Origin of the sequence: Ureibacillus endophyticus, assembly GCF_003628435.1 — a bacterium.
Lineage (GTDB): Bacteria > Bacillota > Bacilli > Bacillales_A > Planococcaceae > Ureibacillus > Ureibacillus endophyticus.
Genome location: NZ_RBZN01000016.1, coordinates 34,876 through 57,247, shown reverse-complemented (window position 1 = coordinate 57,247; position 22,372 = coordinate 34,876). Strand labels below are relative to the sequence as shown.

The following is a 22,372-nucleotide window of genomic DNA, read 5'->3' as shown; positions in this document are numbered from 1 at the left end:
TAATGAATAGTAAAAGTTTGAAGTTAATTTATAACAATAGTATTTTGGGTCCCATTATCTTATTTGCTGTGTTGTTTTGTATTCCCTTAGTTTCTTCATCCAATTATTTATTTTCTATTTTAACGATGATTGGTTTTTATGCGCTTGTTTGTATTGGTCTTACAACTTTAACAGGATATGCAGGACAAATATCTTTAGGGCATGCAGCATTTTATGGGATTGGGGCGTATTCCTCAGCGGTATTAACAAGTACTTATGGGTTAAATCCATGGATTGCAATTATTATAGGTGCCTTAATCTCAGCAGTAGTAGCTTTAATTGTAGGTATTCCAACATTTAAATTAAAGGGTTACTATCTAGCGCTTGCTACTCTTGGGTTTGGTATCATCGTTTATACATTATTTAAAGAGTTTAGTTCTATTACAGGAGGCTCTAATGGTTTCTTTGGAATTCCACCAATTAGTCTCTTTGGCTATGAGTTTATTACGGATAAAAGTTATTTTTATTTAATTTGGGTCTTTGTTTTCTTTGCAATATTATTTACACGTAATATTATTCATTCTCGAATCGGACGTGGATTAAGATCAATCGAAGGTAGCGAAATAGCAGCAGATGCTGTAGGTGTTAATTTAATGAATTATAAACTACAAATCTTTGTATTAAGTGCTATTTTTGCATCCGTTTCTGGTTCACTGCTTGCTCATTACGTATCATTTATTAATCCAGATTTATTTGTAGCGAATACATCTATTTTCTTCTTAATCATGGTTATCATGGGTGGAAAAGGAAATATATGGGGTTCCATTGTAGGAGCAGCTATGTATGTATTACTTGATGAAATTTTAAAACATTATGTACCTTTGCTTTTACCGAATGTAGGTGGACAATTTGAAATTGTATTCTTTGGTATTTTGTTAGTGTTGACATTAATCTATATGCCTGATGGTTTAGTACCGAGATTTGAAAAACTGATGTCTAAATTTAAGAAAAAGACGCCAACAAATGGCGCATTACAATCTACTATTTCAGTAAATGCGACTGGAGGCGACAACAAATGAGTAACAAAAGACCAATTCTAAGTGTAGAAAATTTAACAAAGGTTTTTGGTGGTGTTGTTGCCGTAGATAATGTCTCCTTTACAGTAGAAGAAGGAGAAATTTTTGCAGTTATCGGGCCGAATGGTGCAGGGAAGTCAACCCTGTTTAATATGATTACTGGGGTGTTGCCAAGTTCTTCAGGCAATATTTACTTCCAGGAGAAGCGTTTAAATCGAAAAAAGCCTTATCAAATAGCTCAAATGGGAATTACACGTACTTTTCAAAACTTAGAAGTATTTGACAACATGACGGTGATTGAAAACGTTATGACAGGCGCTCATATAACAATGAAAACAAATATTTTGACCGCGGGATTAAGGTTACCAAGTGTTAGAAATGAAGAGGTTAAAACAATGGAACGTGCAATGGAGGCATTAGAAGCTGTTGGGATAAGTGATTTAGCTTATGAAATAGCAGATCGTTTACCTTATGGTAGTCAACGCCTTCTTGAAATTGCACGTGCAGCAATCTCAAATCCAAAGTTAATACTACTTGATGAACCAATGGCAGGTTTAAACTCGGAAGAATCTAGACAATTAGTTGAAGTTATTTTAAAAATGAGAGAGCAAGGAATGACCTTCTTATTTGTTGAGCACGATATGGAAACTGTTATGTCTATTTCTGACTCTATCGTTGTTATTGATAATGGGGTAAAGATTGGTGAAGGAACACCAGAAGAAATCTACCAAAATCCACAAGTTGTTGCTGCCTACCTAGGGGATGAAGAGGAAGAAGGTGTAGAAGCATATGCTTAAAGTTACTGATTTACACACACATCATGGCTATTTACACGTGTTAAATGGTATCAATTTTGAGCTTTCTGAAGGGGAGTTATTAGCAATTGTCGGTTCGAATGGAGCCGGAAAAAGTACACTGCTTGGAACGTTAGCAGGTGTATATCGACCAAGTAGTGGATCAATAGAGTATAAGGGGAAAGACATTACGAAGCAGAACGTTCAAAAAATGGTATCTTCCGGTATATGCTTGGTACCAGAACGTAGACAAATTTTCTCTTCACTTTCCGTAAAAGATAATTTAATGCTTGGAGCATATCATCGTTATCGTCGTGACCATAAGAAAGTTCACGATGAATACGAAGAAGTATTAGAACTATTTCCACGTTTGAAAACGATGTTAAATCGACCGGGTGGATTATTATCAGGTGGAGAGCAGCAAATGTTAGCAATTGGTCGTGGATTAATGGCGAATCCAAAAGTACTTATGTTAGATGAGCCTTCCCTAGGATTAGCACCACTAATTGTGAAAGATATTATGCAGATTTTGAGAAAACTTTGCGATGAACGTGGAGCGACAATTATTCTAGTAGAACAAAATGTAAAGGCTGCTCTAAAAGTAGCAGATCGAGGCTGTGTATTAGCTCATGGTCAAATTGTGATTTCTGGAACTTCTCAGGAGTTATTAAACGACCCGAAAGTACAAGAAGCATACTTTGGTAAAATGGAAGCTGCAAAAGTATAAATATAAAAATGAACTTAGTCGACGCTAAGTTCATTTTTTATTTTTAATGAGTGTAATAAAAAAGATGACTTTCCAATGGGGAAAGCCATCATATGAATTTAATTATAATTATTTGTAATTTTATCCCCTTTGTATTCCATACCATCCTAAAGCAATTATTCTTTCACAAAATACTCGCTTTTAACGTAAACCATTGCCTCCATTGTAGCGACTAACTCATCTTCACTAAACACTTTAATCGAATACCATGCCAACTTTCTTGTACGTCTAACTTCCTTTGCCTCGGCTCGTAACAGTTTATTTGGGAATGCAGCTGAGAGATAGTTAATATTATTATTAACGCCAACAGCAATTTGACCGTAAGAGTTACTTGCAGCAGCAAATACGAAGTCTGCTATTGAAAAAATAACCCCTCCATGTACAGTGCCGTGCGAATTTAACATATTCTCCGTAGGCATAACCTCTGCAACAGCACAACCATCTTCAGCTGAAATTAATTTGAATCCTAAAAAATTTGCATACGGCTCAGCTTGAAGTGTTTTAAAGATTATTTCTTTACGCGTACTCAAGTTATTTGCCATCAAAATCCCCCTTTGTAAAAGTATATAAAAAATAATACGGTGGTGGATAAATATGAAATACATTTTAAATGTATCATTGATCATATCTAGGCGCAAAGAAAAATAAAAGAATAGTAAGGTTTCTTTGTTTTGAGTTAGAGAGTATAGGATATATATAAATTACATAAAGAATCTATACATTATTAGTATTATGCCTGTACTAAGATGTATTGTATAATAATTGATTTTGCATAAAATTATGAAAATATCTAAAAAAATAACTTATAAGAGAAAATTTTCGTAATTTTGAAGAAAAATATTCAAAATTTATTGACAACTCTATGTAAATATTTTATTCTTTGAGAACAGAACGAAAAAAATACGTTCCGCAATAAAAGTGTTATATAAAGGGGTAAACACTTTAAAAATCAAAGGGGGGGCAATGATGTATTCACCTGAAATCGAAACATTGTCTAGGGAGAAAATGCAAGAACTTCAACTTTCTCGTCTTAAAGGTACTGTTGAAAGGGTTTACAATAACGTGCCATTTTACAAGGAAAAGTTAGATGAACTGGGGATAAAACCTTCAGACATTAAAACAATTGAAGATGTCAGAAAATTGCCGTTTACAGTGAAAAAAGATTTAAGGGATCAATATCCATTTGGATTATTTGCAGTGCCACAAAAGGATATTGTACGAATACATGGTTCGTCCGGAACAAGTGGCAAACCAACAGTTGTAGGTTATACAAAAAATGATATTGAGAATTGGTCAGATCTAATTGCACGTGCTGTTGTAACGGCTGGCGGTTCTCCAGAAGATATATTCCATAATGCATATGGATATGGATTATTTACAGGAGGTATAGGATTCCATCATGGAGTTGAAAAGTTAGGTGCTGCGGTTGTACCGATTTCCGGTGGGAACACAGACCGTCAAGTTACATTAATAAATGACTTTAAACCTAGGGGTATTGGTGGAACACCTTCTTACATTTTAAACATCGCAGAAAAACTAGAAGAACTAGGAATTGCGCCAGAAGATAATGGTTTAGAATACGGTATTTTTGGTGCAGAACCATGGTCAGAAGAAATGCGTAAAAATATAGAGAAAAAACTTGGCATTAAAGCGATGGATGTTTACGGATTAAGTGAAGTGATGGGTCCAGGTGTTGGAATTGAGTGTTACGAAGCACAGGATGGTCTGCACCTAGCTGAGGATCATTTCATCTTTGAAGTAATCAATCCGGATACTTTACAACCTGTAGCTGATGGGGAAGATGGAGAATTAGTAATTACATGTATAACAAAAGAAGCATTGCCATTACTTCGTTATCGTACAGGTGATATTACTTCAATTACTAGAGAAAAATGTAAATGTGGTCGTACTACAGCAAGAATGGCGCGAGTAAAGGGACGTACAGACGATATGATCATTATTCGTGGGGTAAACGTATTCCCTTCTGAAATTGAGCGTGAGCTACTAAAAGTGAATGAATTTGCACCATATTACCAAATTCACCTATGGAAAAAAGGAAATATGGATGCTCTTGAAGTAAGAGTAGAGCTTACACCAAGCATCTATCAATCTATTGAAGGAAATTTAGAAAGCGATGCAGTTAAGAAACTGAAAAAACAAGTTCAGCATGATTTGAAAAATGCTTGTTTAGTTTCGGTAGAAGTAACAATTCAACAACCATTAAGTGTACCTAGATCAGAAGGGAAAGCTGTTCGTGTTGTTGATCATCGTAAGGAACTTGTTGAGGAGGCGGTAAGATGACAAATCTACCAATAATAGACGTTACAATTATTGGTGGTGGACCTGTCGGGATGTTTTCGGCATTCTATGGTGGAATGCGCGGAATGAGCGTTAAGATTATTGAAAGCTTACCGCAATTGGGTGGACAGTTGTCTGCCCTCTATCCTGAAAAATATATTTATGATATTGCTGGTTTCCCAGAAGTAAAAGCTCAACAGTTAATTGATAACTTAGAAAAACAAATGAAGACGTTTCCAGTAGACGTTTGTTTAGGTGAAAGTGTTCAAACAGTAGAAAAAAATGAAGAGGGCATTTTTGTTATAAAAACGAACGTAAATACACATTATTCAAAAACTATTTTAATTACTGCAGGAAATGGTGCTTTTAATCCACGTCCTCTTGGAATAGAGCGTGAAGATGAATTCAAAAATAAGAATTTACATTATTTCGTAAATGATTTAGAAAAATTCCGTAATAAAAATGTCATGATCCTAGGTGGAGGAGACTCAGCAGTGGATTGGGCCTTAATGCTAGAACCAGTCGCAAGTAAAGTAACATTAGTTCATCGCCGTGATAAGTTCCGTGCCCATGAACATAGTGTGGAAAAATTACTTGCTTCAAAAGTTGAAGTGTTAACGCCTTACGTTCCAAGCAAATTGATTGGTACAGATAAAATTGACCAAGTGGTTTTAAACCATGCGAAAGATGAAAGCCAAACATTATTAAAAGATGTTGATGATGTAATTGTTAATTTTGGTTTTGTTTCAACATTAGGACCAATTAAGGATTGGGGTCTAAAAATTGAGAAAAATTCTATTGTTGTTAATTCACGGATGGAAACGAATATAGCAGGTATATTTGCAGCAGGAGATATTTGTACGTATGAAGGAAAAATTAAATTAATTGCAACTGGATTTGGTGAAGCACCAGCAGCAATAAGTAATGCAAAAGTATACATTGACCCATCCTCAAAAGTGCAGCCTTTACACAGCACTAGCATAATGGAAAATAAAAAACAATTCGTGTAATTGATTCATATATTAGGAGGGGATCAAATGGCAAAATACACTCGAATTAATCAAGAGACATGTATCGCATGTGGTTCTTGTGGTGCCTGTGCGCCAGAAATCTTTGACTATAATGATGAAGGTATTGCGTTCGTACTGCTAGATGATAATCAAGGAATCGAAGAAGTACCAGAAGACCTTTATGATGACTTAGAGGATGCAGTGAGCGGTTGCCCAACAGATTCTATTAAAGTATCTAGTCAACCGATTGAATTACAAGAAATTTAGTTAAATATTTTTTTGGTCATTAATATAACTGAAATTAAGTGTTTGTTGATAAATATGTTATATAGGAGGGTGTAAAAATGACAGCTGATGTATTGTTGGAAAAAGATTTACAAGCTCAATTTGAAGAGCGAATTGCTAGAGGTGACAAAATCGAGGCAGATGATTGGATGCCAGAAGAGTACCGTTTAGCATTGATTAAATTAATTTCAATGCACGGTATTAGTGAGATTATGGGTGCATTACCTGAAAAAGAATGGGTACCAAAAGCACCAACGCTTTATCGTAAGCTAGGAATCATGGCGAAAGTGCAAGATGAAATGGGTCACGGTCAGCTATTACTTCGTGTAGCAGAAGATTTAATTAAGCCTTTAGGTAAAAATCGTGAGGACTTAATGCAAGACCTATTTGCTGGACGTTTAAAATTCCATAACGTATTCCATATGGCAACAAAATCATGGGGTGATGCAGGACTAATTGGTTGGTTAGTAGATGGTGCAGCAATCATCACACAAACAAATATGTTAAATGCATCCTATGCTCCTTATGCACGTGCACTTCAACGTATTTGTGCAGAAGAAGTATTCCATGCTCAACATGGTGAAGCGATTATTTTAGCTCTTGCAGAAGGTACACCGGAGCAAAAAGAGATGGTTCAAGATGCCTTAAATCGTTGGTGGGAAGCATTATTATTCTTCTTCGGACCACCATCAAGCGATACAACTGGTTCTACAAAGCAAGATATTACAATCAAATATAAAATCCGAATTAATACAAACGAAGAATTACGTCAAGGGTTCTTATCAAAATATGTTCCACGTATTAAATCAATCGGTTTAACAATTCCAGATCCAACATTACGTTTTGATGAAGAAACTGAAAAATGGATTTATCAACAACCAAATTGGGAGAACTTCAAGAAAATTCAACGTAATGAAGGACCAAAATCACAAGAACGCTTAAAACTTCGCCGTACTTCTTATGATGATAATGCATGGGTAAGAGAAGCATTAAGTGCTCGAATCGGATAAGGGGGAAATAAAGATGGGTAACGAATCATTCTATCAAGAATTTGAAGTGTTTAGTCGTCGTACAAAAACATCACCGTTCCAACATCAATTTAGCTTGTTAGCACCAAATGAAGACATTGCGATTGTAATGGCACAAGAGAACTTTATGCGCCGTGAACCGGTTGCTGATATATGGGTAGTTAAACGTGATAACATCCGCGGATTAAACCAAGAAGAACGTCAAATGGTTGAGCGTTTAGATAACAAAGACTATCGATTAACAAAAGGTTATGGTTATTTACGTAAAAAGTGGCGCCAATATGAACAAGGTATGTTTGACGAAAAAGAAATTTTATCTTGGGCTGGGGGTCAGAAAAAATGACACAAAAATATGAGAATCCAGTAGTGGAACTATTATTCCAATTAGCAGATGATGATTATCTATTTTCATATCGTGGTTCAGAATGGTTAGGATTAGCGCCACATATTGAAGAAGACGTAGCATTTTCTTCTATTACACAAGATACAATGGGTCACGCAACAGTATACTATCGTTTACTTGAAGGTTTAGGTTTAGGTGTAGCTGATACACTTGCACATATGCGTCCTGCAACTGAACGTAAAAATAGTATTTTAGTAGAGCGTCCAAATGGTGAAGGGGTTTATATGGAAACTCCACGCTATGATTGGGCATACGCAGTGGCGAGAAGCTATATTTATACAACAGCTAAAAAGATTAAGATAGATTCTCTAAAATCAAGTTCTGACCAATCTTTAGCAGAAGCAGCAGTGAAAATTAGTATGGAATTATACTATCACTTACTTCACTGGAAAACTTGGTTTGTACAATTATTTAATTCAACAGAAGATGCTCGCAATCGTATGACAAAAGCTCTAGAAAAAGTAATTGCTGATTGCGGCGATTTATTCTCATATGGTGATGCAGCTACGGAAATTACAAATGCTAGTTTAATTGAATCAGAACAAGTTCTATTAAATCGTTGGACTGAATATGTTAAACCAGTGTTTGAAACTATTAAAGTTGCTGTTCCAACATTCGGTAAGCCAGAACGTAATGGGCGTAACGGAGAACATACAAAAGAACTACAAGATGCTATTAACACAATGTCCGAGGTATATCGAACAGACTTAACAGCAGCTTGGTAAGGAGGAGGGGAAAGAATGACAGCTGTAGATACTAAAGATCGAATCTATCAAGTGCTTGACACGATAAAAGATCCCGAAATTGATACGGTGAGTGTTCTTGATTTAGGGATGGTAGAGCAAGTAGAAATAGATGGTCAGCATGTCACGATAAAAATGCTACCAACGTTTTCTGGCTGTCCTGCACTAAACATAATCCAAGGAAATATCGAACGTGCTGTCAAAACGGTTGAGAATGTAGATTCTGTGGAAGTTCAATTTATTTTCAACCCTCCTTGGACTTCCGACAGAATCACTGAAAAGGGAAAAGAAGGACTGAAGCAATTTGGTATTGCTCCACCACCAAAATACTTAGAAGAAGACGGCTCATGGCACGTAAACTGTCCATATTGTAATTCCGAATATGTAACGATGGAAAACTTATTCGGACCTACTGCATGTCGTAGTATTTTATATTGCAAAAGTTGTAAGAACCCATTTGAAGCTATGAAGCCTATATCAACATTAATGTAAAAAAAGGAGAGTTAATTATGGCTAAATTAATCGCACTTTATAGACAGCCACAAGACCCGGCGGCATTTGATCAACACTATTTCGAGGTACATGCACCAATTACTAAAAAAATTCCTGGGCTACGTGAAATGAAAGTAACAAAGTTTTCAGGAACACCTATGGGAAAAGAATCCCCTTATTATCTAATGTGTGAAATGATTTATGACAGCATGGAAGATCTAAAAAATGGTATGCGCTCGGAAGAAGGGAAAGCTTCTGGTAAAGATTTAATGAGCTTTGCTGGGGATATCGTTACATTAATGATTGGTGAAGATGCTTAATGGCATTTGAATTCATTGAAACTTCCAAGCAATCTACTATTGGTTTAATAGAGTTAAATCGACCAAAACAATATAATGCATTGAATCGTACAATGGTGCGCGAAATTGTTGAAGCATTAGAAAGTTTTGATCGTGATGAAGATATCCGTGTCATCGTATTGTCAGGTCGTGGGAATGCTTTTTCAGCTGGAGCCGATATTGATGAGATGGCGTATGATGACACGGTTAAACTTGAACTATTAAATCAATTTGCAGATTGGGATCGAATTTCTTTAATCAAAAAACCAATTATTGGAGCAGTTCAAGGTTTTGTATTTGGCGGTGGTTTTGAACTTGCATTAAGTTGTGACATGCTAATCGCTGCAGAGGGAACTGAGTTTAGTTTTCCTGAAGTGACTCTTGGTGTTATGCCGGGTGCAGGGGGAACTCAGAGACTTACAAAACTTGTTGGACGTACAAAAGCTTTAGAATGGATTTGGACTGGAAATCGAATTAAAGCAAAAGAAGCGCTTCAATATGGTGTCATCAATAAAATCGTACAACGAGAAGTATTGATGGAAGAAACGTTGAAAATTGCAAGCTCAATTAGTAATCAACCACCACTTTCTATACGTTTAATTAAAGAATCGGTAAGTAAAGCGGTTGATTATTCATTATATGAAGGTATGCAGTACGAACGGAAAAACTTCTATTTACTATTCTCATCAGAAGATCAAAAAGAAGGTATGCAAGCCTTTGTAGAAAAGCGCAAACCACAGTTTAAGGGGCGATAACATGTACGAAACAATCGAATATGTGGTAGCTAACAATGTCTGTACGATTCTATTAAATCGTCCAGATTCTCTAAACGCTTTTACAGCGGACATGAATCGAGAAATTACAAAGGCTATAAAGCAAGCTGAAAAAGATTCAAATGTACGTTGTATCGTTATAAAAGGAGCAGGGAAAGGTTTTTGTTCTGGACAAGATTTATCCGTTGTAGATGAATCCATGGATCACGGAGAAGTGTTAACTACTTTATATGGTCCAATGATGAAACAAATCTACAATTGCGAAAAACCTATTGTAGCTGGTGTACATGGGGCAGCAGCAGGAGCAGGTTTTAGTTTAGCCCTTGCATGTGATTTTAGAATTATGGCAGAGAAATCCTTTTTCTTAAATGCCTTTGTTCATGTGGGACTGATACCGGACTCTGGAAATCTATACTTCTTAAAACAACTTGTTGGTAACGCAAAAGCATTAGAAATCTCAGTTTTGGGAGAGCGCATTTTACCACATGATGCTTTAGCTTTAGGTTTAGCTACAAAAGTTGTTGCAAATGACAAGTTTGATGAAGAGGTTGCTTTATTTGCTGAGAATATTGCCAATCTTCCAACGAAGGCTATTTCATTAATGAAACGCACATTACGTGCGGCAGAAGAGTTACCTTTTGAAGAATTTTTAGCATATGAAGCACAAGGACAACGAATTGCAGGTTTAACAAGAGACCATCGAGAAGGTGTTCAAGCGTTCACAGAAAAAAGAAAACCTATTTTTGTAGGCGAATAAAGGAGAGATAGTATGTCAACTGTAGAAGAGAAGGTTACATTAAAACGTGAATATTACCATCTAATTATTAATGGAGAAAAAGTAGAAAGTAGTAATGGTGGAACAATTGAAACTTTTAATCCTGCAACAGGTGAATTAATTGCAAAAGTTGCTAAAGCGACGAAAGAAGATGCGGAACGTGCAGTACAAGCGGCACGCGAGGCTTTTGATAATGGGAAGTGGAGAAAGTATCCAGTATCTCGTCGTGCACAAGTATTAAATAAAATTGCTGCAATTATGCGTTCTCGTTTTAATGAGCTTGTAGAACTTGAAGTTTTAGATACTGGGAAATCTTTAAGTGCAGCACAAGGTCAAGTACATCAAGCGATTGAAGACTTTGAGTTTTATGCAGCAGCTGCAGTTGGACATAGAGGTGTAGTAAACAACTTACCTGGCCAATTCAGTAACTATACTGAAAAAGAAGCGGTTGGTGTATGTGCTCAAATTATTCCTTGGAACTATCCTTTAATGATGGCAGCTTGGAAAATTGCTCCAGCGATTGCAGTAGGTTGTTCTGTAGTCGTAAAACCTGCATCATTAACACCATTAACAGCAATCATCCTAGGTGAAATTTGCCTTGAAGCAGGTGTTCCAGCTGGGGTTGTAAATATTGTACCTGGTTCAGGTTCAGAAGTTGGTAACTACTTAGTAGAACATAAACTAGTAGATAAAGTGGCATTCACAGGATCTACGCCTATTGGTAAAGATATTATGAGAAAAGCTTCTGATACATTAAAACGCGTTACATTAGAGCTAGGTGGTAAATCTCCAAATCTAGTATTTGAAGATGCTGATATTGATGCTGCAGTAGATGGTTCATTATATGGAATTTTCTATAATTCAGGTCAATCATGTGAAGCTCGTTCACGCTTATATATTCAAGAAAGCATTTATGATGAGTTCATGGAGAAATTTGTTGCAAAAGCAAAGCAAATTAAACTTGGTGATCCATTTAGTAAAGAAACACATATGGGTGCAATCATCGACCAAGCTCAAGTTGATGTAATTGATGGATATGTGCAATCTGCTAAAGAAGAAGGAGCAACAATTCTACTTGGTGGTAAAGTAGCAAATGTTGAAGGTTACGAAAATGGTTTCTGGTACGAGCCTACAATCATTACAGATGTAACACAAGAAATGAAAGTAGTTCAAGAAGAGATTTTTGGACCAGTTGTTGTCGTAAGTAAATTTAAAGATGAAAAAGAAGCTATTCATCTAGCAAATGATACAGAATTCGGACTAGGTTCTGCTGTTTGGTCTAAAGACGGCGCACGTGCGACACGAGTAGCAAACGCAATCGAAGCAGGTATTGTAATGGTAAACTGTCCATTCTCTGCAATGCCAGGTACACCATTTGGTGGTTACAAACAATCAGGATTTGGACGTGAACTTTGTATTGAAACTCTAGATCTATATACAGAAACAAAGAGTATTATCTCTTATTACGGTAATCGTCCATTAAATCCACTTGGCCTATAAAAAATGAAAAAGAATAGGGGATTGTTCTCCTATTCTTCTATTTTTTCATTTGCTAAGTGTATCAAAGACTTATCTCCAAAACATTTACTATAAGTTTTCCAACTAGTGGGAGGATTATTATGAAAGTAAAACATATATCAATAATTGGTTCTGGTGTTATGGGTCGAGGAATTGCGTATGTTTCCGCAATGGGTGGATTTACAACTACGTTAATTGATGTAAATGGTCAAGCATTGCAAAGTGCAGAAAAAGAGATTAACAGTATTTTTGAAAAAGGACTTAAACGCGGAAAATTGACTGAGCAAGAAGCTGCTTTAGGACAAGCGAAACTATCTTATACTACGAACCTTGCTGAAGGGGTAAGTAACGCAGATTTAATTATCGAAGCGGTGCCTGAAAAAAGGGACATAAAGAAGTCTGTTTTTGAGCAGATGGAAAAGTATGCTCCATCTACTTGCTATTTTGCAACGAATACATCTACTATGAGCCCTACTGAAATCGCTTCTTATGCAGGGCGTCCGGAACGTACGATTGCAATGCATTTCTTTAACCCTGTTCATCGAATGAAGCTAGTTGAAATTGTGCGCGGATTAGAAACAAACGATGAAACTGCACAACTTATTCGAGAAGTTGCTGAACAAATGGGGAAAGAAACTGTGGTTATTAATGAATTCCCTGGTTTTGTAACAAGTCGTATTAGCGCACTTGTTGGAAATGAAGCATTTTATATGCTACAAGAAGGCCTAGGAACACCTGAGGAAATCGATAAAGCGATTAAATTAGGATTAAATTATCCAATGGGTCCATTTGAATTAGTAGATTTAGTAGGGTTAGATGTTCGCTTAAATAACTTACGTTACTTACACGAAAAATTAGGAGAAAAATATAGACCAGCACCGCTTTTAGAGCAGTATGTACAAGCAGGTCGACTTGGCCGTAAAAGTGGACGTGGTGTTTATGACTATACAGACGATAAAGAGTTGGTGAAAAAATGAATGAAGTAGTTATTGTTGATGCAGTTAGAACTCCAATAGGTCGATATAAAGGTGCGTTAAAATCTGTAAGACCAGATGATTTAGGTGCAATTGTTATTAAGGCGTTAATTGAACGTAATCCGAATGTTCCAGTGGATCAAATAGAAGATGTTGTGTTAGGAAATGCCAACCAAGCCGGTGAAGATAACCGTGACGTAGCGAGGATGTCTGCTTTACTTGCAGGGTTACCTATTGAAGTGGGTGGTACAACGATAAATCGACTTTGTGGTTCTGGTATGGATGCTGTTCATTATGCAGCACGTGCCATTATGGCTGGTGAAGGGGAAATTTTCATTGCGGGTGGTACGGAAAGTATGACTCGTGCACCTTTTGTAATGGCAAAGGCGGAAAGTGATTTTCCACGAGGCGATTTAAAAATGTTTGATACAACAATTGGCTGGCGCTTTACAAATCCAAAATTGCATGAGATGTATGGTTCTGACTCAATGCCACAAACAGCTGAAAATGTAGCACAAAGATATCAAATTAGTCGTGAAGAACAGGATCAATTCGCCTTTGAAAGCCAACAACGTGCAAAAAGGGCGATTGAAGAAAATCGTTTCAAAGAGGAAATCGTACCTGTTGAAATTAAAGATAGAAAAGGCAATGTAACAATTGTGGATAAAGATGAACATCCACGTCCTGACACAACCCTTGAAAAATTGGCGCAATTACGTCCAATTTTTGATGGTGGCACGGTTACAGCAGGGAATGCATCAGGTGTAAACGATGGTGCCTCTGCATTATTACTCATGAGTGCATCCAAAGCGAAAGAGTTAGGGCTTAAACCATTAGCGAAATATGTAACGGGTGCAATTGCTGGTTTGGAACCTGCAGTAATGGGATTAGGTCCAATTGACGCTTCACGTAAAGCATTAAAACGTGCAGGACTTTCCGTAGCAGATATTGGATTAGTTGAAATTAATGAAGCTTTTGCATCTCAATCAATCGAATGTGTTAAACAACTAGAATTAGATAGTTCTAAGGTTAACGTAAATGGTGGGGCAATTGCTTTTGGCCATCCATTAGGTGCAAGTGGGGCTCGTATTTTGACGACATTAATCTATGAAATGCAAAAACGTGACGTACAATACGGATTAGCGACAATGTGTATCGGTGTTGGACAAGGCATTGCAACAATTATCGAAAAGGTTGAACAATAATTGTAAGAGTTGTCCCAAAAGGTAAATTTTTGAGACAGCTCTTTTCCGCATAAGTCAGTATTAGTAGGGAGGATTTTAATGTCAGTTGTCTTATTCGAAGTTAAAAATCATATTGCTTACGTGACGGTCAATCGTCCCGAAGTATTAAACTGTTTTAATTACGAAACGTTATCAAGTTTACAAGAAACAGTGGATGAAATTGCGAAAAATAATGATGTTCGAGTAGTTATCTTCACAGGTGCTGGGTCGAAAGCATTTAGTGCAGGTGCAGATTTAAAGGAACGAAAAACGTTAAATGATGAACAAGTAAGACGTAACGTAAAAGCGATTCGTGATGTGTTTAATAGCATTGCTGAATTACCTCAACCAACGATTGCTGCAGTAAATGGGCATGCGCTTGGTGGTGGTTTTGAATGGTTATTGGCATGTGATTTTGCGATTGCTGCTGAGCATGCGAAACTGGGCCTTACTGAAACAAGTTGGGCGATTATTCCAGGCGCAGGTGGAACACAGCGTTTGCCACGCTTAATTGGTGAAATGAAAGCAAAAGAAATGATATTTACAGCGAAAAAATTAACTGCTGAAGAAGCACTAGCAGAGGGCATTGTGTTAAAAGTAGTGCCAGCGGAAGAAGTAATTTCAGCAAGTGAAGAATTGGCAAAGGCAATTATGAAAAATGGTCCTATTGCTGTGCGACAAGCAAAATATGCGATTACAAAGGGTATGAATACGGATTTAGCTACAGGTTTAAAAATTGAAACGGAAGCTTATGAAGTGGTAATACCGACAAAAGATCGAATAGAAGCTTTACAGGCGTTTAATGAAAAAAGAGAGCCGAAATTTTTAGGTGAATAAAACACGCTATTATAATAGTAGAAACTAATATAAAAATAATAGAATCAGAAACTAAATAGCGTGTTTCTGATTCTAACCTGATACATATTTACTTATTAAATACTTGTTTATATTGAATTCCTTTTTGTACATATGTATCAATTGAAAGTTGAATAAGCTCTAAATCTTTTTCATTTATTTGACGCACGACTTTACCTGGAGATCCAACAACGAGGGAACTAGGTGGTATTTTAGTTCCTTGTGTAAGTAATGTATTTGCCCCAATGATGCATTCTTCACCAATTTCAACATGATCTAAAATAACAGAACCCATTCCAATGATAGAGCGATTTCCAATTTTACAACCATGTAATACGACTTGGTGACCAACTGTTACTTCATCCCCAATGATGACAGGTGCACCTTCAAAATGGTGGATTGTTGAATTATCTTGTATACTGCATCTTTCGCCTATTTGAATGAGATCTTCATCACCGCGAAGGACGGCATTGAACCAAATTGTAGATTGAGCGCCTATTTTTACATCCCCAATAATATAGGCTCCAGGTGCAACAAATACTGTTTCATCCACAATTGGTTTTTTGTCTAGATAAGGTACAAGCATTTCAACATCCCCTTTTTTAATATTTTAATTATTCCAAAAATAGTATATCATAATTTTAAGTGAGGTGCATTCTATGAAACGTTTATGTAGATTACTAAATATCGAGTATCCTATTATTCAAGGCGGTATGGGTAATATAAGTAATGCAACAATTACATCCGCTGTTAGTAACGCTGGTGGTCTTGGAACAATTGGTAGTGGCGTAATGACACCAGAAGAAGTAGAAAAATTAATCGTTGAGACTAAAAGTAAAACATCAAAACCATTTGCTATTAATATTCCAATAAACGTGAATCCACATTCGAAAGAATTAGTAGATTTAGCAATCAAACAACAGGTACCAGTTGTTTCACTATCAGCAGGCAATCCAGCAGCATTTATTGATAAACTACATGATGCTGGGATTAAAGTGATTGTAGTAGTGGCTGCAGTTAAGCATGCACAAAAAGCGGAGGCAGCAGGTGCAGATGTACTTGTGGCAGAAGGATTTGAAGCTGCAGGTATCAATTCAAATTTAGAACTTACAACGATGACACTTATTCCTCAAATTACAAAAGCGGTCTCTATCCCTGTTGTTGCCGCTGGGGGAGTGGGAGATGGTCGTGGTTTGGCAGCTGCATTGATGTTAGGTGCTTCAGGTGTACAAATGGGCACACGGTTTATCGCAACTCAAGAAATGCCAGTACATGCTTATTATAAAGAAAGACTATTAAAAGCAAGTGATCAGGAGACGATGGTTCTAGGTCGTTCAGTAAACCAGGTGCGTAGAGTGTTACGAGATACTTATGCTAAAAATATTTTGGAACAAGAAAAAGCTGGTATCACCTTAGAAGAGTATAATGAAAAAACAAGTGAACCTTATCACATTAAAGGGGCAATTGAAGGAAATGGTGAAGAAGGTTATATGAATAGTGGTCAAATAGCCGGTTTAATTAACCATTTGCCAACAGTTGAAGAATTAATACAAGATATAATGAAAGAAATGCGCGAACAGTTAGCAGTTGTGTATAATGAATATAATGTAGAAGAGGCTTCCATTTAAAGAAGCCTCTTTTTTTCGTTAACTTTTTAAGTCTGTCATATATGGATGATGTTGAACATCATATAAAGAATCTTTTTTCTGTAAATCATTATCTTTTTCGAAAATCTGTTCGAAAAAGCGACTAGCTGGTTCCGCTAAAATTTTGTAATACTGTTTGAATAATAAAGCAGCGTGGTTACCACTCCACATTTGAGGGAGTAATTCATTTGGGAGGCCAGGGTCAATAAAGAGGAATTTACGGTATTCATGAACAAGTTTAGAACGTTCTACAAAACATTCTGCATCTGTCATTTCACCTTGAGCAATAATACTCTGATGAATAATAAATTTTTTACTGTATTCATCAATAAATTCTTCGTAACGCTTTTCAATACTTTCTAAATCCCAACTTTTCCTAACTAGTAATTGCTCATCTTTAGGTCCAAAATAATCAGCGACAAAAAATTCAACATAATCTTCAATGCCGTATTTTTGAATAAGGATTTTTACTTCATTTACAAGATTATTTGGTGTTATCCAACAACCGTTAGAAAATGAACCAAAACCACTCCAATGTAATTCGCGTCGTAGTTCATCACGAATATGACGATCCTCTTCTGGAATTGTATACATTAAGATAAGCCATTTGCCATCCCATTTAGTCGATTTCAATTTAAAAATACGATTACCTGCTTCTTGAATCCGTTGTTCTCCGCGTTTTGTTAAGAAGTAATAGCTTTTATTACTTTTCTTTTCAGAACTTAGCCATCCTTGTTTCACCATACGTGAAACAGCTACGCGAACAGTTTGTTCATTATGTCCAAATTCCTTTAATAATCGAATTAAGCTGCCGATCCATATTTTTGAACCGTAGTGACAAATATAATCACCAAAGAGTGTAAATATCATTGATTGTGCTTTCAAATAAAAGTACTCCTTTCTTTGGAAAGTCGTTATTATAATGAATCTATATAAAAGGGGCTAGTTTATTAGTAAAAGTAGTAAAGAATATACTTATTACTAGGATACCATTTTCTGAAAAATGAATCAAAATGTATATTTTTTATCATTAAGCTAGGATTTCTTGTAAAAAAGAAGTACAAACCATTTAGTTTGTACTATTAAATAGGTGTATATGATTTCGTTGTTTTCGCAGCTGAACGAGCGTTCTCCATTTTTCTAATGTCTAGCTGCGGCGGCTAGGCTCTTGCGACGCTTCAACTCTTCCTGCGAAGGCAAAAAGCGCCTTCGCAGGAAGAGTTTCCAGCGCATGTCGAGCCTGAACGAGCCGCCTCCGCTTTTCGAATGTCCAGCTTCGCGCGTTAGCTCCTCGGCAACTTCAGAATCGTCTTCAAGGGCAAAAAGCGCCCTTTTGTCGATTCTTCCAGTTGCTGTCGGAGCTGAACGAACGCGCTCCGCTTTTCTTTATTGTCCAGCTGCGGCGGCTAGGCTCTCGCGACGCTTCGACTTCTTCTTCGTAGGCAAAAAGCGCCTTCTTGTCTAAGTCTCCGAAGTACACGGATGTACAAGTGCCGACAATGCCACACGATGTGGCGTTTTTGTCGGCCAGCGCGTGTCGAGCCTGGGAGAGCCGCCTTCGCTTTTCTACTTATTTAGTTGATCTGATATTTGTTGGATTTTGTCTGCGTTTAGTTGAATGAATGTGACGAATCCATTTAACATCATATGTGAAATAATCGATGTTAGAATGCGTTTTGTTTTGTAGTATAAGAATGCAAAAACGAAACCGCTAATTGTATATAAGATAATATGGGTAAAGTCTATATGGATTGCAGCAAAGATGATTGAACTAACAATACCAGCTACCCAAAAATTTTGGGTTTGAATGATTGACCCAAACACAACACGACGAAAAACCAATTCCTCTAATATTGGACCAAATAATACAGTCGTAATAATCATGATTGGAGCAATTTCAGTAACTAACATAATTGTTTCAGTGTTTTCTGATCCAAATTCTATTCCGAGCGCCAATTCAATATACGCACCTATTGTCTGCCCTAAATACACTAAGAAGAAACCCATTATCCCCCAACCGATTGATACGGGAATAGATGCTTTCTCTCCATTAAATACATTCCAGAAGTTTTTATTTTTACTCATTAAAATGATACAAACAACAAAAGCAATCGCTGCAGTGACTGATGACCACCAAGCTGCTAATGTAATCCCAGCATTTACTCCATCTTTACTAATAAATTGAAGGAAAAACTCCCTTATTGGTGGAATTAATAATATAAAACTAGATAGTTGAAAGAGAATGTAGGTCAGTAAAACGTAAAAGGCCGTTTTTTGCGTTTGAAATTTTTTAGGAGTACTCAATAGAAAAAATCCCTCTTTCTAAAAATAGAGTTTAAAACATAGGTTATGTAGACAAACTTAATCAGGTGTCTAAAGATATCCAACTATATTCTATTGTAGTTGAAATTGGTAAGAAAACAAAATTTTTTAATGCATGATACTTGCAAAACTAAAACTAATTCTTTATTATTATAGATGTGTTAGCACTCAGGTTAAGGGAGTGCTAATAAAGATATTTAAACTAAAATTCGTAGGAGGTTGTTTCACTTGTTAAGACCATTAGGTGATCGTATCATTATCGAACTAGTTGAGGTGGAAGAAAAAACACAATTCGGAATTGTACTTCCAGATTCAGCAAAAGAAAAACCACAAGAAGGAAAAGTTGTTGCTGTGGGAACTGGTCGTGTACTAGATAACGGCACACGTGTCGAACTTGAAGTAAAAGAAGGCGATACTATCATCTTCTCTAAATACTCAGGTACAGAAGTGAAATATGAAGGTAAAGAATATTTAATCTTACGTGAATCTGACGTATTAGCTATCCTTGGCTAATCTTTAAAATTTAAATTATTCATCAAAAAGAGCGCCTCTACATATATATGAATTGTTTGGCGCTTGCATGCTACTTTTGATTTTTCAATAGAATAAAACTGGAGGTAAGCAACAATGGCAAAAGATATTAAATTCTCTGAAGAAGCACGTACATTAATGCTTCAAGGTGTTGATAAATTAGCAAATGCTGTAAAAGTTACATTAGGGCCAAAAGGTCGTAACGTAGTTTTAGAGAAAAAATTTGGTTCACCTTTAATTACAAATGACGGTGTAACAATTGCGAAAGAAATCGAACTTGAAAACCCATACGAAAACATGGGTGCAAAATTAGTTGCTGAAGTTGCATCTAAAACAAACGAAATCGCTGGTGACGGTACAACAACTGCAACTGTTTTAGCTCAAGCGATGATTCGTGAAGGTCTTAAAAACGTAACTGCTGGTGCAAACCCAGTTGGTATCCGTAAAGGTATGGACAAGGCTGTTGCAGCTGCTATTGAAGAATTACAAGCTATCTCTCGTCCAGTAGAAAACAAAGAAGCAATTGCACAAGTTGCTGCAATTTCTGCTGCTGATGAAGAAGTAGGTGCTTTTATCGCGGATGCAATGGAACGTGTTGGTACTGATGGAGTTATTACAATTGAAGAATCTAAAGGTTTCACAACTGAATTAGATGTAGTAGAAGGTATGCAATTTGACCGTGGTTATGCATCTCACTACATGGTAACTGATACAGATAAAATGGAAGCTGTATTAGACAACCCTTACATTCTAATTACAGATAAAAAGATTTCTTCAATTCAAGAAATTCTTCCATTATTAGAGCAAGTTGTTCAACAAAGCCGTCCATTATTAATTATTGCGGAAGACGTTGAAGGTGAAGCTCTTGCTACATTAGTATTAAACAAATTACGTGGTACATTCAACGTAGTAGCTGTTAAAGCTCCAGGATTCGGTGATCGTCGTAAAGCAATGCTTGAAGATATTGCAATCTTAACTGGTGGTCAAGTAATCACTGCTGACCTTGGTTTAGATTTAAAAACAGCTGACGTAACTTCTTTAGGACGTGCTGGTAAAGTTGTAGTATCTAAAGACAATACAACAATTGTTGAAGGTACAGGAAACAGCGATGCAATTGAAAATCGCGTAAACCAAATCCGTGCTCAAATCGCAGAAACTACTTCTGAATTTGATAAAGAAAAATTACAAGAACGCCTTGCTAAATTAGCTGGTGGTGTAGCAGTAATCAAAGTTGGTGCTGCAACAGAAACTGAATTAAAAGAACGTAAATTACGTATCGAAGACGCATTAAACTCAACTCGTGCTGCAGTAGAAGAAGGTATTGTATCAGGTGGTGGTACTGCACTTCTAAACGTTTATGGTGCAGTTGAAAAAGTACTTGATACTGTAGAAGGCGATGTTGCGACTGGTGTGAAAATCGTATTACGTGCCCTTGAAGAACCAGTTCGTCAAATCGCTAACAACGCAGGTCTTGAAGGTTCAATTATCGTTGACCGCTTAAAACGCGAAGAAGCAGGTGTTGGTTTCAACGCTGCTAACGGTGAATGGGTAAGCATGATTGAAGCTGGTATTGTTGACCCAGCGAAAGTTACTCGTTCAGCTCTTCAAAACGCTGCATCTGTAGCTGCTCTATTCTTAACAACTGAAGCAGTAGTAGCAGACATTCCAGAACCAGCTCCAGCAATGCCAGATATGAGTGGCATGGGCGGTATGGGCGGCATGATGTAATAAGCGCTCTGAACCTTTGATATAATACGGGTTACTGAGCAAACTGAAGCGTAATGTTATCATTTGCTCACATAGAGAATTTAAAAAGAGGCTTCTCAAAAGTTAACTTTTGAGAAGCCTTATGTTTTTCCCATTGGAATTTATAGTAAATTAATAGCTTCAGGTCAACTCAAATTTAGTTATGCTGACCTTTGATTCTCCGTTCTGCGCCAAGGATTTGATCTTGTATAAACATATTAATCATTTCGATAATCTCCTCAGGGGATTGATCCATTTCTTCCAGTAACCAACTCTCCACTAATCCTGCCAGGGACAATGTATAAAAGTGTGTTAGGAAAGCCATATATTCTTCCGCTGCATTCGTTTTTTCTCCAAATTCATTAATGACTCTGCCAAAAATCCGATGAATATCTGAATAAAAGAAACGTTTTAAATGTCCTCGTCCTAAAGAACGCAATGCACATATACAAAATTCCCTGTTCTCATCTAAATAATTGAAAAGTTGTAGTAATCCTTCTTTCCAAACAGATGTACTTTCAGGAAGGTCTAAAAATTGAAGAGCTTCTTGTTGGAATGTCCATTTTAGTAAATCGTAAATATCTTCAAAATGGTAATAAAAAGTTTGCCGATTCATATTCGCATGGTCTGTTAATTCACGAATTGATATTTTTTCGAGGGGTTTATTTTTCATTAACGTCTTTAAGGATGTAGCGAGTAGTCGTTTTGTTTCATCACCATGTTTCATTTTTTCCACTCCAGATTAAGTTATATTTTTAAACAGAGCAACCCTAATTGTCTATATTTTAACCTCTTTT

General features: G+C 36.6%; 25 protein-coding genes. 20 read left to right on the top strand and 5 right to left on the bottom strand.

The features are described from left to right. Positions 1 to 2: 2 nt before the first annotated feature. The 3 genes from D8M03_RS08480 to D8M03_RS08470 are packed head-to-tail and all read left to right on the top strand — an operon-like array spanning position 3 to position 2,576. Positions 3 to 1,058 carry a branched-chain amino acid ABC transporter permease gene (locus D8M03_RS08480; RefSeq protein ID WP_121214336.1) on the top strand — a complete coding sequence of 352 codons (1,056 nt, stop codon included), beginning with the start codon at positions 3 to 5 and terminating at the stop codon, positions 1,056 to 1,058. Continuing rightward, positions 1,055 to 1,852, top strand: coding sequence for an ABC transporter ATP-binding protein (locus tag D8M03_RS08475; protein ID WP_121214335.1), 798 nt, complete (start codon positions 1,055 to 1,057; stop codon positions 1,850 to 1,852). The genes D8M03_RS08480 and D8M03_RS08475 overlap by 4 nt, the downstream gene beginning before the upstream one ends. Next, on the top strand, positions 1,845 to 2,576 hold the full coding sequence (locus tag D8M03_RS08470; protein ID WP_121214334.1) for an ABC transporter ATP-binding protein: 732 nt from the start codon (positions 1,845 to 1,847) through the stop codon (positions 2,574 to 2,576). The genes D8M03_RS08475 and D8M03_RS08470 overlap by 8 nt, the downstream gene beginning before the upstream one ends. 155 nt (positions 2,577 to 2,731) lie before the next feature. Here the strand turns inward: D8M03_RS08470 and D8M03_RS08465 are convergent, their stop codons facing one another. After that, positions 2,732 to 3,157, bottom strand: a complete 426-nt coding sequence (locus D8M03_RS08465; RefSeq protein WP_121214333.1) for a PaaI family thioesterase — start codon at positions 3,155 to 3,157, stop codon at positions 2,732 to 2,734. A gap of 424 nt (positions 3,158 to 3,581) precedes the next feature. Here D8M03_RS08465 and D8M03_RS08460 point away from each other — a divergent pair, with 424 nt between their 5' ends. The 14 genes from D8M03_RS08460 to D8M03_RS08395 all read left to right on the top strand — a co-directional run bounded on the left by D8M03_RS08460 (position 3,582) and on the right by D8M03_RS08395 (position 15,312). Beyond that, positions 3,582 to 4,916 carry a phenylacetate--CoA ligase family protein gene (locus D8M03_RS08460; protein WP_121214332.1) on the top strand — a complete coding sequence of 445 codons (1,335 nt, stop codon included), beginning with the start codon at positions 3,582 to 3,584 and terminating at the stop codon, positions 4,914 to 4,916. Next, positions 4,913 to 5,923 carry an NAD(P)/FAD-dependent oxidoreductase gene (locus tag D8M03_RS08455; RefSeq protein ID WP_121214331.1) on the top strand — a complete coding sequence of 337 codons (1,011 nt, stop codon included), beginning with the start codon at positions 4,913 to 4,915 and terminating at the stop codon, positions 5,921 to 5,923. The genes D8M03_RS08460 and D8M03_RS08455 overlap by 4 nt, the downstream gene beginning before the upstream one ends. Before the next feature lie 27 nt (positions 5,924 to 5,950). Further along, a complete protein-coding gene (locus D8M03_RS08450) occupies positions 5,951 to 6,190 on the top strand; it encodes a ferredoxin (protein ID WP_121214330.1) in 240 nt (79 codons plus the stop codon). Positions 6,191 to 6,267: 77 nt separating this feature from the next. Then, on the top strand, positions 6,268 to 7,218 hold the full coding sequence (gene paaA, locus D8M03_RS08445) for a 1,2-phenylacetyl-CoA epoxidase subunit PaaA (RefSeq protein ID WP_121214329.1): 951 nt from the start codon (positions 6,268 to 6,270) through the stop codon (positions 7,216 to 7,218). A gap of 13 nt (positions 7,219 to 7,231) precedes the next feature. Continuing rightward, positions 7,232 to 7,579 carry a 1,2-phenylacetyl-CoA epoxidase subunit PaaB gene (gene paaB / locus D8M03_RS08440; RefSeq protein ID WP_121214328.1) on the top strand — a complete coding sequence of 116 codons (348 nt, stop codon included), beginning with the start codon at positions 7,232 to 7,234 and terminating at the stop codon, positions 7,577 to 7,579. Then, a complete protein-coding gene (gene paaC, locus D8M03_RS08435) occupies positions 7,576 to 8,364 on the top strand; it encodes a 1,2-phenylacetyl-CoA epoxidase subunit PaaC (protein WP_121214327.1) in 789 nt (262 codons plus the stop codon). The genes paaB and paaC overlap by 4 nt, the downstream gene beginning before the upstream one ends. Before the next feature lie 15 nt (positions 8,365 to 8,379). Further along, complete coding sequence (gene paaD / locus D8M03_RS08430; protein WP_121214326.1) at positions 8,380 to 8,874, top strand: 1,2-phenylacetyl-CoA epoxidase subunit PaaD; 495 nt, start codon at positions 8,380 to 8,382, stop codon at positions 8,872 to 8,874. A 17-nt stretch (positions 8,875 to 8,891) separates the two neighbouring features. Then, positions 8,892 to 9,194, top strand: a complete 303-nt coding sequence (locus D8M03_RS08425) for an EthD family reductase (protein WP_121214325.1) — start codon at positions 8,892 to 8,894, stop codon at positions 9,192 to 9,194. Beyond that, positions 9,194 to 9,967 (top strand): enoyl-CoA hydratase/isomerase family protein, encoded by a 774-nt coding sequence (locus D8M03_RS08420; RefSeq protein WP_121214324.1) that lies wholly within the window; start codon positions 9,194 to 9,196, stop codon positions 9,965 to 9,967. Before D8M03_RS08425 ends, D8M03_RS08420 begins: the two co-directional genes overlap by 1 nt. Position 9,968: 1 nt before the next feature. Further along, complete coding sequence (locus D8M03_RS08415; protein WP_121214323.1) at positions 9,969 to 10,742, top strand: enoyl-CoA hydratase-related protein; 774 nt, start codon at positions 9,969 to 9,971, stop codon at positions 10,740 to 10,742. 12 nt (positions 10,743 to 10,754) lie between these two features. Next, entirely contained in the window at positions 10,755 to 12,260 is a 1,506-nt protein-coding gene (locus D8M03_RS08410; protein WP_121214322.1) for an aldehyde dehydrogenase family protein, read from the top strand. Between the two features lie 119 nt (positions 12,261 to 12,379). Next, the gene (locus D8M03_RS08405; RefSeq protein ID WP_121214321.1) at positions 12,380 to 13,255 is read left to right on the top strand and encodes a 3-hydroxyacyl-CoA dehydrogenase; all 876 of its coding nucleotides are present in this window, start codon (positions 12,380 to 12,382) and stop codon (positions 13,253 to 13,255) included. Continuing rightward, a complete protein-coding gene (gene pcaF / locus D8M03_RS08400; RefSeq protein WP_121214320.1) occupies positions 13,252 to 14,457 on the top strand; it encodes a 3-oxoadipyl-CoA thiolase in 1,206 nt (401 codons plus the stop codon). The genes D8M03_RS08405 and pcaF overlap by 4 nt, the downstream gene beginning before the upstream one ends. 78 nt (positions 14,458 to 14,535) lie before the next feature. After that, complete coding sequence (locus D8M03_RS08395; RefSeq protein WP_121214319.1) at positions 14,536 to 15,312, top strand: enoyl-CoA hydratase-related protein; 777 nt, start codon at positions 14,536 to 14,538, stop codon at positions 15,310 to 15,312. Positions 15,313 to 15,400: 88 nt separating this feature from the next. On the opposite strand, the gene D8M03_RS08390 is transcribed toward D8M03_RS08395, so the two are convergent. Then, a complete protein-coding gene (locus tag D8M03_RS08390) occupies positions 15,401 to 15,916 on the bottom strand; it encodes a gamma carbonic anhydrase family protein (protein ID WP_121214318.1) in 516 nt (171 codons plus the stop codon). Between the two features lie 52 nt (positions 15,917 to 15,968). On the opposite strand from D8M03_RS08390, the gene D8M03_RS08385 reads away from it, so the two are divergent. Further along, positions 15,969 to 16,958 carry an NAD(P)H-dependent flavin oxidoreductase gene (locus D8M03_RS08385; RefSeq protein WP_281272151.1) on the top strand — a complete coding sequence of 330 codons (990 nt, stop codon included), beginning with the start codon at positions 15,969 to 15,971 and terminating at the stop codon, positions 16,956 to 16,958. A gap of 18 nt (positions 16,959 to 16,976) precedes the next feature. On the opposite strand, the gene paaX is transcribed toward D8M03_RS08385, so the two are convergent. Beyond that, entirely contained in the window at positions 16,977 to 17,846 is an 870-nt protein-coding gene (gene paaX / locus D8M03_RS08380) for a phenylacetic acid degradation operon negative regulatory protein PaaX (RefSeq protein ID WP_121214349.1), read from the bottom strand. 696 nt (positions 17,847 to 18,542) lie between these two features. Next, on the bottom strand, positions 18,543 to 19,280 hold the full coding sequence (locus tag D8M03_RS08375; RefSeq protein WP_121214316.1) for a CPBP family intramembrane glutamic endopeptidase: 738 nt from the start codon (positions 19,278 to 19,280) through the stop codon (positions 18,543 to 18,545). A gap of 246 nt (positions 19,281 to 19,526) precedes the next feature. Here D8M03_RS08375 and groES point away from each other — a divergent pair, with 246 nt between their 5' ends. Continuing rightward, positions 19,527 to 19,811, top strand: a complete 285-nt coding sequence (gene groES / locus D8M03_RS08370) for a co-chaperone GroES (protein ID WP_121214315.1) — start codon at positions 19,527 to 19,529, stop codon at positions 19,809 to 19,811. Between the two features lie 114 nt (positions 19,812 to 19,925). Then, positions 19,926 to 21,557, top strand: a complete 1,632-nt coding sequence (gene groL / locus D8M03_RS08365; protein ID WP_121214314.1) for a chaperonin GroEL — start codon at positions 19,926 to 19,928, stop codon at positions 21,555 to 21,557. A gap of 175 nt (positions 21,558 to 21,732) precedes the next feature. Here the strand turns inward: groL and D8M03_RS08360 are convergent, their stop codons facing one another. Further along, the gene (locus D8M03_RS08360; protein WP_121214313.1) at positions 21,733 to 22,302 is read right to left on the bottom strand and encodes a TetR-like C-terminal domain-containing protein; all 570 of its coding nucleotides are present in this window, start codon (positions 22,300 to 22,302) and stop codon (positions 21,733 to 21,735) included. Positions 22,303 to 22,372: the final 70 nt, after the last annotated feature.

Bases quoted from the DNA above. Each gene is read 5' to 3' on its own strand.
- D8M03_RS08480 (WP_121214336.1), top strand. From the start codon at position 3: ATGAATAGTAAAAGTTTGAAGTTAATTTATAACAATAGTATTTTGGGT.
- D8M03_RS08475 (WP_121214335.1), top strand. From the start codon at position 1,055: ATGAGTAACAAAAGACCAATTCTAAGTGTAGAAAATTTAACAAAGGTT.
- D8M03_RS08470 (WP_121214334.1), top strand. From the start codon at position 1,845: ATGCTTAAAGTTACTGATTTACACACACATCATGGCTATTTACACGTG.
- D8M03_RS08465 (WP_121214333.1), bottom strand. From the start codon at position 3,157: ATGGCAAATAACTTGAGTACGCGTAAAGAAATAATCTTTAAAACACTT.
- D8M03_RS08460 (WP_121214332.1), top strand. From the start codon at position 3,582: ATGTATTCACCTGAAATCGAAACATTGTCTAGGGAGAAAATGCAAGAA.
- D8M03_RS08455 (WP_121214331.1), top strand. From the start codon at position 4,913: ATGACAAATCTACCAATAATAGACGTTACAATTATTGGTGGTGGACCT.
- D8M03_RS08450 (WP_121214330.1), top strand. From the start codon at position 5,951: ATGGCAAAATACACTCGAATTAATCAAGAGACATGTATCGCATGTGGT.
- paaA (WP_121214329.1), top strand. From the start codon at position 6,268: ATGACAGCTGATGTATTGTTGGAAAAAGATTTACAAGCTCAATTTGAA.
- paaB (WP_121214328.1), top strand. From the start codon at position 7,232: ATGGGTAACGAATCATTCTATCAAGAATTTGAAGTGTTTAGTCGTCGT.
- paaC (WP_121214327.1), top strand. From the start codon at position 7,576: ATGACACAAAAATATGAGAATCCAGTAGTGGAACTATTATTCCAATTA.
- paaD (WP_121214326.1), top strand. From the start codon at position 8,380: ATGACAGCTGTAGATACTAAAGATCGAATCTATCAAGTGCTTGACACG.
- D8M03_RS08425 (WP_121214325.1), top strand. From the start codon at position 8,892: ATGGCTAAATTAATCGCACTTTATAGACAGCCACAAGACCCGGCGGCA.
- D8M03_RS08420 (WP_121214324.1), top strand. From the start codon at position 9,194: ATGGCATTTGAATTCATTGAAACTTCCAAGCAATCTACTATTGGTTTA.
- D8M03_RS08415 (WP_121214323.1), top strand. From the start codon at position 9,969: ATGTACGAAACAATCGAATATGTGGTAGCTAACAATGTCTGTACGATT.
- D8M03_RS08410 (WP_121214322.1), top strand. From the start codon at position 10,755: ATGTCAACTGTAGAAGAGAAGGTTACATTAAAACGTGAATATTACCAT.
- D8M03_RS08405 (WP_121214321.1), top strand. From the start codon at position 12,380: ATGAAAGTAAAACATATATCAATAATTGGTTCTGGTGTTATGGGTCGA.
- pcaF (WP_121214320.1), top strand. From the start codon at position 13,252: ATGAATGAAGTAGTTATTGTTGATGCAGTTAGAACTCCAATAGGTCGA.
- D8M03_RS08395 (WP_121214319.1), top strand. From the start codon at position 14,536: ATGTCAGTTGTCTTATTCGAAGTTAAAAATCATATTGCTTACGTGACG.
- D8M03_RS08390 (WP_121214318.1), bottom strand. From the start codon at position 15,916: ATGCTTGTACCTTATCTAGACAAAAAACCAATTGTGGATGAAACAGTA.
- paaX (WP_121214349.1), bottom strand. From the start codon at position 17,846: ATGATATTTACACTCTTTGGTGATTATATTTGTCACTACGGTTCAAAA.
- groL (WP_121214314.1), top strand. From the start codon at position 19,926: ATGGCAAAAGATATTAAATTCTCTGAAGAAGCACGTACATTAATGCTT.
- D8M03_RS08360 (WP_121214313.1), bottom strand. From the start codon at position 22,302: ATGAAACATGGTGATGAAACAAAACGACTACTCGCTACATCCTTAAAG.